Genomic DNA, 9,649 nt, shown 5'->3' with positions numbered 1-9,649 from the left:
CTTAACGCAATGAAAGAGATTGAACGCCGGGAGAGTCGCTGTATGCTGGCACGCTGGAAGTTGATTTCCGGGACGAAGGCGTCGGCCTTGCGCCCCCGGCCCCATTGAAGAATTGCTTTGAGCGGGGTTTCCTGCGGCTTCCGAAACCCACTTCCGCCCCATCCAGGGGCGGCCCCATTGAAGAGTGACGACGCAACGGGTTGAGGAGCCGGCGGATCGGCGTGCGCGGCAGATCGACTTTGCTGCCGACCGGCAGCAGGACCGCCCAGGTCCGTGCCTGGCCGTCGACCGTCATCAGCACTTCCCCCCCGCCCGGAGGAAGTTCGACCGGCGGATCGCAGCAGACGGCGTCGGGAGTGATCTGGCCCGGCCGCAAACAGCGCCCCGCAAACCGCAGCATCAATCGCACTTCGGCCGAAGAATTCGTCGACAAAACCGCCATCCCGGAGCCCCCGTTTCGTTCGAGCGTCCATATCTTCATCCCCCGATGTATTTCTCTGCGATACCCGATCCCCGATTCCCGATACCCGCCTCTGTGAATTCCGCGCAACAAAGTCCCTCTTATTGAAGAGAGCGCCGCAGCGCGAACAATGAGCCAATCCCTCCCCCCATCCCCCGACCACCACCGCCCCGCCCGGACACCACCACCGCTGACGATGATGTTGTGACTGCCGATGCCGACAACGATGTTCCCGCCACCCAAAAACCCAAAATCCCCCCTCCTGGAAATTTTCGAGCCCACGCGACTCACCTCGCCTCAGATTCGCAACCCACTACTGCAAAATATGTTGCGTAACATCCAGGCCCCAGGAACCGTTCATCCCTTCCCCCTCCCGCGCTTCACCCGCTCGGGCCGTTCCGGCTCATACAGCCCGCTCGCCTCCACCAGCATCCGCCCCACCTGCTCCCGCAGTTCCGCCGGTTCGAGCACCTCCGCCTGCGGGCCGAAGCTCAGCACCCATGACGTGAATTCCTCGAACGTCCCCAGTTCGTACGTCGCAATCACGGAGCCGTCGCGCTGGCGATTGAGGGTCTGGCTCGGATGAAACGTCTTTTCCTCCAGCAGCCGGACGACCGGGGCGGCGAAGCGGATCCGAACCGTTCGCGGCGGCCCGTCCCCCGCAAAGATGCCAAACGCATGCTGCAGAAACTTCGCCGGTTCGAAGTCGCCGGGCCGCTCGAACTGCAGACCCTGCACTTCGACGTCGGAGACCCGGTCAACTTTGAACGTACGGATTTCGCCGTGGTCCCTCGACCAGGCGATGAGGTACAGGGCCGCCCGGTAGTGGACCATCGCGTACGGGTGGATATCGAAATACGTCACCGGCTCCGTGCTGCGAAGCGACTGGTACGTCAGAACCGTGAGTTTCCGATCCTCAATGGCCATCATCAGCCGGTCAATCAGCTCGGCCCGGCCGGTGTAGTCAGTCAAGCGATGCGACTGCAGGTAGAACCGCGTCGCCAGTTTCGTGATGTGCCGAAGGGCGGCGTCCCCCAGGGCCGACTTGATCTTGCTGAAGGCGCTCTGCGCCCCGGACCAGAAGAGCGTCCCGGCCAGACCTTCGAGATACTGGCGGCCGAGGTAGAGGGCCGCGGCTTCCTCGAGAGTGAAATTGAGGCTTGGCAGCCCGCCGGCATCGGTCATCCGCCAGTGCTTGCGACCGAACTCGCCGACGGTTTCATCGATGGGGAAGGCGAGCAGTCGCAGGAGTTTGAGATCGCGGAGGATGGTTTTCTGGGAAACGCCGGCGTCGGCGGCCAGCTCCTTGAGCGTCGCTCCGTGCCGTCGTGCGGAGAGCGAGCGGAGGAGCGTCCACTGGCGGATGAGTTGTGCGGAGTCGGACATCGTGACCGGGTTCCCGAGTGCGATGCAATACGCAGGGCCGCAGAATAGCGTGCCCGGGGGTACAGAACGTGTCCGACGGTAGTCGCGTACACCACCCCGACGCAAGCAAATGTTGCGAAGCGGGCGTGCCGATTCGTCATGCCGATGCAGTCAAAGTCGGCCCAAGACGGCTCGAATCGCTAAATCCCGGCCGTTTCTGCGTCATATATTCATGAGGAGATCTGTAGCCGTCGGAATTCGGTGCTGGAAGGCGGCGACAGGACCGGGCGGAGCAGCGTTCCATGTCCAGCGACGGCTCCTCGACGCTGACCGCTCCCGAAGCGCCATCCAGCTCCGAGTTCACATGCTCGGTGCTGCAGGGAGTCGATCTCCCGGACGATCTTCGCCGTCATCGGCTGGTGGCTGGCCGCCGGTTCTACGCGGTGCCGCTTGAGTTGTGGAAGGGCTTCAAAGGGGCGGTGAAGATTACCCAGTTGGACCAGGAGATTGCATCTGTCGACAGGGCGCTCTCTGAGTTTGCGGAATCCGTTGATGGCTGCGTCGGCTTTGCCGACGGAGTACCGATCGTCGACGGGCTTGTGCGTCCGCCCGCCCCTTGGATGACCAGTTACCCGCGGTGCAAGGCTATCTGGAGGAGTGTCGGCGGGCGAAAATCCGAGTTGATGATGTGGTCCCCATCGCGAAACGGCGATTCACGCTGCAAAGAATCGCACAGCACGGCTATCTCGGCTGGCTGTTGACGAACCCAGACTTTCTGAACGAGCTCCGTGAGTTCTGGCAGAAATTCTCTGACCTTGGTCAGGATGGTCGAGCCGTTCCTGTCGGCATTGCGCTGCGGGCGCAGGCCGGTAGTTACTCCCCGAACGCGATGCGTGATCCCGAATCCGATCCTGTCGCTCAGATTGTCGACGCATTCTGCCGTCGCTGTCGAACGTGCGGCGCCGCATGGCTGACGGCTCGCTGCCAGTCGGGCAGCCCGGTGGGAGACGGACGGCTGTCCGGATCCGCCGCTCCGCACTTACTTCGTCCCACCAGCCGCCGGATCCGTCCGCCGTGGCGGCTCCGAGCCCCGCTGAGGCTGCGCCGAGACCGCGTTGCGGGCCGCAGCCGCGCTGGAAGAAGGGCCTGTAGCCATCCACCTGAAAGGACAATTTCATCATGCGTCGGCCTAGTGCCGACAAGCAGAAGATCCAGTGTCGCTTTTACTCGTACGTCGTTGCGCTCCGTAACGACATCTATTACGCCGACGGCCGGGGGAACTCTCCCGGTCTTGGACGCCATTCGCTGGGCGCCTCGACTCTGAAGGAGGCCCTCACGAACTTGGAGCTGCTCGACCGCAAACTGGCCGTCGAGCAGGGTTTGGCCGATCGTTCGGTGTTGATCGAGGTCGGAACGCTGTCCCTCGCGGAAGGCCGGGCGCTCTACGAAGTCTATGCGAATCGCCCCGCTGTCACGGGTGGTACTCGTCCCGCAACTCGCAAGCGCTATCGCGCCGTGCTCGACAAGTTTCTGGCGTTTGCCGGCGGCATCGGCATCACGAGCCGGAAGCAGGTGACCAAGGGCGTGCTCGATCGGTATGCCCAGCATCTCGAGGACCTCGGTCGCGCGTATAATACACAATATTTGGAGTTGACGACCCTCAAGCAGATCAACAAGTAGTTGATCGAAGAAGGGCACCTGCCTGAATCGGCGCGGATTCGCTTGAAGATGGCGCGTGAGAAGGAGTCGACCCGGTACTGTTGGAATCCCGATGAATTCCGGGCGATGCTTGAACACTGCCGGATGAAACCAGACCTGAACTGGCTGGGAAATATTCTGCTCACGCTGGGGCTGACGGGAATGCGGATCTCGGAGCTGGCCCAGCTCTGCTGGTCTGACGTCGACCTGGAAGACCAGCAGATCCGGCTCGTGGACGAAAGCCGCCGGGGACGTCGCCAGGCGGACGCCGCCAGCGGACACTGCAGAGTAAACGTGGCCGGTCGTTTCCGATTCACCAGGAATTGCTGCCGCCCCTGCGACAGCTGCCGCGCCACACCGACGGTTATGTCTTTCACGGTCCGCGCGGCGGTCAGATCAAACCGGACACGTTGAGGAACATCCTGATCAAGGAACTGCTGACGCCGTTGGCTGAGCGCTTTCCGGCTGCCGCTGGCGAGCCAGGGTTTACCAGCGGCCGGTTGCACAGCTTCTGGCACTTCTTCTGGAGCTTGAGCGCGAACAGCGGCGTTCCCGAACGGGTAGTGATGGACTGGCTCGGCCACGCGGATGCCGCGATGGTCCGCCGGTACTACTACCTGAACGCCGACGAATCACGTCGTCAGATGGATCGGGTGTCGATCCAGGGGGTGAACGCCGATCCGCAGGTGATCGGCGGAGATGTTGTCGCCGAGGAGGCCCCGGACCGGGAGAGCGCCTGATCGCCCTCAAGGCTTGCCATTTGGCACAACCGTGACACAGTTCTGGTGTGCCAAAAAAGTCGCCTCCGCAACTCGTTGGTAATCAACAGGTTGCGGAGGCGAATTCTGGCGAGCGGAGAGGGAGGGATTCGAACCCTCGGTGAGCTTGCACCCACACCGGTTTTCGAGACCGGCACAATCGGCCACTCTGTCACCTCTCCGGGGTGACGGAAGCAGGTCGCTTCCCTCAATTCTCGACAAGTCTTCGAACACCAGGTTCGCGACTTGCCCCAAATCTGACCGTCAATCAGCTATTCGGCGGCTTCTTCGCCACCACCGGCATGGCGCTCAGCAACGGCGGCGGTCACGGCTTCCCCTTCTGCAACCGCGCTGAGGCGACGACGAATCTGCGTGCAGCGACCGCTCAGCTTACGGTATTTCGGATTCAGGCGAAGTTCGGCGGCGCCGACTCCCTGAGTTTCCAGGGACTTGCCCCAGGCCGAAAGTGTCTGCTCAGCGCGCATCAGTTGGGCTTCGATCGTCGGACGGTGCAAAGGCATGGTCAAGAGTCTCTGGAAATCCGGTGCAACTATGGGTCCGCTCAACATTGCCAGACCATTGCAGATCGGTCCGGCGATTTTGAGAACTTTGATCAGAAGGCTGGAGTCCGAAAGTGTCGCAGAATCCGCCAGATGCTGCAACTGTCCGTTCTACGCCACAAAATCAATACGCATGTGCGCTGTTCCGGCGGTGAAATCGGACTGTAGCCGTGAGACCTGGACGGCCTGCGGCGGGGGCGAGGGGGAAACTTGGGTGCAAAGTTGTCTGGACCCTGGCGGCGGCTTCCGTGTCTAATCCGCGGGACATTGTCAGCAAGGATGCCGGTAGGATATGGAAAGTCTGGCTCGACTGATTCCGTTTGTCTGGAGACATCGCCGCGACTGGGCGCTGTCGGTGCTTGCTGCGCTGGGAATCGCCGGACTCTGGGTGACCGCGCTGCTGCTGGTCTATCCGCTGATGACGGTCCTGCTGAAAGGCCAGACGGTCCAGGTGCACGTTTCCGCAGAGATCCGCAGGCAGCAGGAGCTGGCGGAGGATCTGACGCGACGGCTGGTCAATGCGCGACGGGAGCTGAATCGGCTCGCCGAGCAACATGTCCCGGCCGCGTCCCGCGAATCGGTCCGGGCGCTTGGGATCGAGTCGGGGTTAAAAGCCAAGCTGGCGGAAGCCGCCCGGCAGGAGCTGTATTACCGGCGTCTGGAAGCCTGGCTGGTTCCCTGGCTTCCGAACGATCGGTTTCAGCTCCTGGCGGTGATGATGGTGGGGCTGCTCGCGATGACGGCCGCCAAAGGCGTCTGCGTCTGGGCGCAGGAAGTGCTGATCGGGCGAGTCGTCCAGGGAACGCTGATGGCGGTTCGCGAGCGGCTGTTTCGGCGGACGTTGCGGCTCGACTTTCAGACTCTCGCGGCGACCGGAACGCCCCAGTTAATGTCCCGCTTCACCTACGATTTATCGCAGCTCCAGCAGGGAATCGAACTCGTCGGCGGCCGTCTGATCGTTGAACCCCTGAAGCTGGCCGGCTGCCTCCTTTTCGCGTTCTGCATCAACTGGCGATTGACGTTGTTTTCGCTCGTCACGGTCCCGCTGATCGGCCTGCTGTTCCATCGGTTCGGCAGGCGGCTGAAAAAGGCCAGCCATCGCCAGCTCGAAAGCATGGCCCGGATTTTCCGTGTACTGGAGGAGACGCTTCATTCGTTTCGCGTGGTGCAGGCGTTTCGCAACGAGCGGCTCCACCGCCGACGGTTCGCCGCCGAGAACCGCGACTACTTCCGGCGCGCCATGCAGATCCACAGGATTGATGCCCTGACCAATCCGACGATCGAGATGATCGCGACCGCCGCGGCGTTTCTCGCACTCCTGCCCGGCGCCTACCTGGTCTTGAAAGATCAAACCAGCATCGGCGGTCTGCAGCTCGCGACTACGCCGATGAGCTTCCCGGATCTTGCGCTTCTCTACACTCTGCTCGCCGCGGTCCTCGATCCCGCCCGCAAACTCTCCAGCGTCCATGCCAAGCTGCGAAAGGCCAGCGCCGCGGCGGACCGGATCTTCGGCCTGCTGGAACGGACTCCCGCCGTGGTGTCGGGACTTCACCGACGCCAGATTCCTGCTCCGACAAAGGAGTTGGAGTTTCGACATGTGACATTCCACTACGACGCGGCGGAAGAGGGCTCTGCCCCCGCGCTCGACGACGTCTCTGCGACAATCCCATGCGGCGAGATCGTAGCCGTGGTCGGTGGAAACGGGTCCGGCAAGTCGACGCTGATTAACCTCCTTCCGCGATTCTTCGACCCGCAGCAAGGACAGGTGCTGATCGACGGAGTGGATCTGCGGGAGCTCCCTCTCCGCGGACTTCGCAGTTGCTTTGGACTCGTGACCCAGGAGACTTTGCTGTTTGACCGCAGCATTCTGGAGAACATTCGACTTGGCAAGCCGGGCGCCTCGGATACCGAAATCCAGGAAGCGTCACGGTTGGCGCACGTTGCCGAGTTCGCCGCACGCTTGCCCCACGGTCTGGAGACCACCGCCGGCGAACGAGGGGGGCGCCTGTCCGGCGGACAGAAGCAACGGATCGCTCTGGCCCGGGCGATCCTCCGCGATCCGCCGATTCTGATTCTGGATGAGGCGACGTCCGCCATCGATGCAGAAAGCGAACAACTGATTCACCGGGCGCTGCAGGAATTCAGCCGGGGCAGAACGGTCCTGATCGTGACACATGCCATGTCGCCCGCTCTGCTGAAACTGGTCACCCAGGTCATGGTGATGGACCGCGGTCGGTTGCTGGCGCACGGTCCGCACGAAGCCGTCCTCAAGACCTGCCCTGCCTATCGCGAGCTGTTTGAGTCCCAGGTCCGCCAACGCGCCGCATGAACGGCCGGAAGTGATTCTACACTCCCGCTCACCCGGAGAGCGGGGCCGTCCGCCCGGCGATCCCGTGCTGGCTGCACGAGGCCGGTACAAGGCGGCGAGGTTCGGATTATTTCCGGACGAACTTCTGCAGCCGCTTTCCGCCGACTTCCGCCACGAACAGATTTCCGTCCGCGTCAGACGTCAGCATGTGCGGCAGATCGAATTCTCCCGGCCCCGTCCCCTTCCGCCCCCAACTGCGTCGAACCTTGCCATTCGCGTCGAGTTCCAGGATTTGGTTCGCTCGAGCGTCCGCGACGAACAGAATACCGTTGTGATTGAACGCCAGCCCGTAGGGAGCGAAGCCGGCCCAGATTTCCAAAAGTGCGCCGTCGCGGTCGAAGATCTGTATGCGATTGTTTTCGCGGTCTCCAACCAGCACTCGCTCGCGCGGATCGACCACGATCGCGTGCGGCAGATCGAATTCTCCCGGCCCCGTCCCGGGTGTTCCCCATGTTTTGATCAACTTGCCGCTGGCTGCAAATCTCAACACGCGCGCATTGCCGTATCCGTCCGCGACAAAGAACTCGCCGTCAGGCCCGAAGGCGACGTCGGTCGGCTTGTTGAACTGGTCGTCACCCGCCCCGGGCTTTCCATTCCCCAGTGACAGCAGCAGTTTGCCCGAGGGATCGAACTTGAACACGCGATGACCGCCAATATCGGTCACCCAGACGTTGTCATCGCGATCGACCCGCAGACCGTGCGGCGACTGGATCAGATCGTCGCCCCACGACCGCAGGAATCGGCCGCTTGCATCGAAGATGATCAGCGGATGTCTACCGCGATGGAGGAGCAGAATCTCGCCCCGCCCATTGACCCCCACGGCCGAACAACTTCCCAAAGTCCAGCCGTCGGGGAGCTTCAGAAAGTCCGTGACCGGCCGAAAGCCTGCTTCGTCATCGGCCAGTGATGTTCCGCCCGCAATGATCAATACGACAAGGAACGTGCACAGCGACATCGTCCGAGAGAACTGCATGGTGACTTCCGAAAACCAACTATGGCAGAGATTCCCGATTGAGGAATCGCCACCCGAGAGTGCCCAATGTATCACGCTTCACGCCAGAATATCGCGGACCACGCGGCCATGGACGTCGGTCAGACGATAGTCGCGGCCCCCGTGGCGATAGGTCAGACGCGTGTGATCGATCCCGATCAGGTGCAGAATTGTCGCGTGGAAGTCGTGCACGTGGACTCGGTTCTCAGCGACCGTGGCCCCGATCTCATCAGTCTTGCCGTAGGCGATTCCTCCCTTCACCCCACCCCCCGCCAGCCAGGACGAGAAGCACGCGCTATGGTGCCCTCGTCCCTTTTCTCCGTCGACTCCCGGCGTCCGACCGAACTCCGTGGTCCAAACGACGAGCGTCTCGTCGAGCATTCCGCGCTGTTTGAGGTCCCGCAACAGGCCTGCGAGAGGCTGGTCGATGTTTTTTGCATGCACCGCATGCTCCGCCATGTTGCCATGCTGGTCCCAGTTGTTGCTGCTGCTGCCGTCGACAAGCTCGATAAATCTCACCCCCCTCTCCGCGAGGCGTCTCGCGACGAGGCATTGCCAGCCAAAGCCGTCGCTCTGACCCCGTTTCAGTCCGTACAGGCCGAGCGTCGCGTCGTCTTCGCGTCCGACATCGAAGGCCTCGGGGGCATCAGCCTGCATGTGGAACGCCGTCTCGAAACTCCGAATCCGGGCCGCCAGATCGGTGTCGTCGGCCCGCGCCCGGAGGTGGCGGTTATTGAGGACGTCGGCGAGGCCCAGCTCCAACTCCTGCAGTCCGCGCTGCTTCGAACGCCGATCCAGGTTGGCGATCGGCTCCTTTCCTCCCACGACGCGAACTCCCTGGTGATAGGCCGGAAGAAAGTCGTTGTTAAAGATCTGCGTTCCTGCGTACGGCATTTGCGGCGCCAGCGCCACAAACGACGGCAGGTTCTGATTCTGCGTCCCCAGGCCATAGCTCACCCAGGAGCCGATACTCGGCCGCGAGAAGAAGAACGATCCAGTGTGCATCCCCAGCGTGGCGTTGTAATGCTCGTTGTCGTTGCCGTTCAGCGAACGAATGACGCAAATGTCGTCCATGCACTCCCGGAGTTGCGGGAACAGATCGCTGACAAGCGTGCCGCAGGTTCCCCCGGGCCGAAACTCCCAGAACGGCTTCAGCAGGACCCGCTGCTGGTTCGACAGACCGCCCCCCGAGCCCGTCTTCTTGCCATCGGCCCGAAACAGCTCCGGCTTGTAGTCGAACGTGTCCATGTGTGATGCCCCGCCATTCGAAAAGACGAAGATCACACGCTTCGCCTTCGCGGAAAAGTGCGATGGTCGCGGAGCAAGCGGATCGCCGGGGGACGACGTCGAATCCGCGAGAAGCTCGCTCAGGAGGCCGGGCATGAGCAGCGAGCCCCCCACGAACGAGCGGAGGAACTCACGACGTGGAGCGACGGGAATCGAACGCAT

At 62.4% G+C, this 9,649-nt stretch carries 10 protein-coding genes and 1 tRNA gene; 5 read left to right on the top strand and 6 right to left on the bottom strand.

Translation table 11 applies throughout. From position 1 onward, the window contains the following. Position 1: 1 nt before the first annotated feature. The gene (locus tag SH412_RS04860) at positions 2-400 is read right to left on the bottom strand and encodes a hypothetical protein (RefSeq protein ID WP_336522386.1); all 399 of its coding nucleotides are present in this window, start codon (positions 398-400) and stop codon (positions 2-4) included. 417 nt (positions 401-817) lie between these two features. Next, positions 818-1,846 carry a helix-turn-helix transcriptional regulator gene (locus SH412_RS04855; protein ID WP_336522385.1) on the bottom strand — a complete coding sequence of 343 codons (1,029 nt, stop codon included), beginning with the start codon at positions 1,844-1,846 and terminating at the stop codon, positions 818-820. Positions 1,847-2,127: 281 nt separating this feature from the next. Between SH412_RS04855 and SH412_RS04850 the strand changes: the two genes are divergently transcribed. The 4 genes from SH412_RS04850 (at position 2,128) to SH412_RS04840 (ending at position 4,263) form a co-directional block, all read left to right on the top strand. Continuing rightward, positions 2,128-2,586 carry a hypothetical protein gene (locus tag SH412_RS04850; protein ID WP_336522384.1) on the top strand — a complete coding sequence of 153 codons (459 nt, stop codon included), beginning with the start codon at positions 2,128-2,130 and terminating at the stop codon, positions 2,584-2,586. A gap of 418 nt (positions 2,587-3,004) precedes the next feature. Beyond that, on the top strand, positions 3,005-3,505 hold the full coding sequence (locus tag SH412_RS04845; protein ID WP_336522383.1) for a hypothetical protein: 501 nt from the start codon (positions 3,005-3,007) through the stop codon (positions 3,503-3,505). 48 nt (positions 3,506-3,553) lie between these two features. Continuing rightward, on the top strand, positions 3,554-3,937 hold the full coding sequence (locus tag SH412_RS28530) for a tyrosine-type recombinase/integrase (RefSeq protein WP_419555770.1): 384 nt from the start codon (positions 3,554-3,556) through the stop codon (positions 3,935-3,937). Next, positions 3,847-4,263, top strand: coding sequence for a site-specific integrase (locus SH412_RS04840; protein ID WP_336522382.1), 417 nt, complete (start codon positions 3,847-3,849; stop codon positions 4,261-4,263). The genes SH412_RS28530 and SH412_RS04840 overlap by 91 nt, the downstream gene beginning before the upstream one ends. A gap of 113 nt (positions 4,264-4,376) precedes the next feature. Here the strand turns inward: SH412_RS04840 and SH412_RS04835 are convergent. Further along, a tRNA-Ser gene (locus SH412_RS04835) sits at positions 4,377-4,463 on the bottom strand. Between the two features lie 90 nt (positions 4,464-4,553). Then, entirely contained in the window at positions 4,554-4,943 is a 390-nt protein-coding gene (locus SH412_RS04830; RefSeq protein WP_336522381.1) for a hypothetical protein, read from the bottom strand. A gap of 190 nt (positions 4,944-5,133) precedes the next feature. Between SH412_RS04830 and SH412_RS04825 the strand changes: the two genes are divergently transcribed. Continuing rightward, positions 5,134-7,170 (top strand): ABC transporter ATP-binding protein, encoded by a 2,037-nt coding sequence (locus SH412_RS04825; RefSeq protein WP_336522380.1) that lies wholly within the window; start codon positions 5,134-5,136, stop codon positions 7,168-7,170. Between the two features lie 106 nt (positions 7,171-7,276). On the opposite strand, the gene SH412_RS04820 is transcribed toward SH412_RS04825, so the two are convergent. Both SH412_RS04820 and SH412_RS04815 read right to left on the bottom strand, forming a co-directional pair. Continuing rightward, positions 7,277-8,182 (bottom strand): peptidyl-alpha-hydroxyglycine alpha-amidating lyase family protein, encoded by a 906-nt coding sequence (locus SH412_RS04820; RefSeq protein WP_336522379.1) that lies wholly within the window; start codon positions 8,180-8,182, stop codon positions 7,277-7,279. A gap of 78 nt (positions 8,183-8,260) precedes the next feature. Beyond that, positions 8,261-9,649 carry a DUF1501 domain-containing protein gene (locus SH412_RS04815; RefSeq protein ID WP_336522378.1) on the bottom strand — a complete coding sequence of 463 codons (1,389 nt, stop codon included), beginning with the start codon at positions 9,647-9,649 and terminating at the stop codon, positions 8,261-8,263.

Origin of the sequence: Planctellipticum variicoloris (assembly GCF_030622045.1) — a bacterium.
GTDB classification, from domain to species: Bacteria; Planctomycetota; Planctomycetia; order Planctomycetales; family Planctomycetaceae; genus Planctellipticum; species Planctellipticum variicoloris.
Note: the sequence above shows the minus strand (reverse complement) of the source record. Positions and strands in the feature narration are given on the sequence as shown.

Excerpts from the sequence above, each read along its gene's own strand:
- SH412_RS04855 (WP_336522385.1), bottom strand. The coding sequence starts at position 1,846 with ATGTCCGACTCCGCACAACTCATCCGCCAGTGGACGCTCCTCCGCTCG.
- SH412_RS04860 (WP_336522386.1), bottom strand. The coding sequence starts at position 400 with ATGCTGCGGTTTGCGGGGCGCTGTTTGCGGCCGGGCCAGATCACTCCC.
- SH412_RS04825 (WP_336522380.1), top strand. The coding sequence starts at position 5,134 with ATGGAAAGTCTGGCTCGACTGATTCCGTTTGTCTGGAGACATCGCCGC.
- SH412_RS04845 (WP_336522383.1), top strand. The coding sequence starts at position 3,005 with ATGCGTCGGCCTAGTGCCGACAAGCAGAAGATCCAGTGTCGCTTTTAC.
- SH412_RS04850 (WP_336522384.1), top strand. The coding sequence starts at position 2,128 with ATGTCCAGCGACGGCTCCTCGACGCTGACCGCTCCCGAAGCGCCATCC.
- SH412_RS04815 (WP_336522378.1), bottom strand. The coding sequence starts at position 9,649 with ATGCGTTCGATTCCCGTCGCTCCACGTCGTGAGTTCCTCCGCTCGTTC.
- SH412_RS04820 (WP_336522379.1), bottom strand. The coding sequence starts at position 8,182 with ATGCAGTTCTCTCGGACGATGTCGCTGTGCACGTTCCTTGTCGTATTG.
- SH412_RS28530 (WP_419555770.1), top strand. The coding sequence starts at position 3,554 with ATGGCGCGTGAGAAGGAGTCGACCCGGTACTGTTGGAATCCCGATGAA.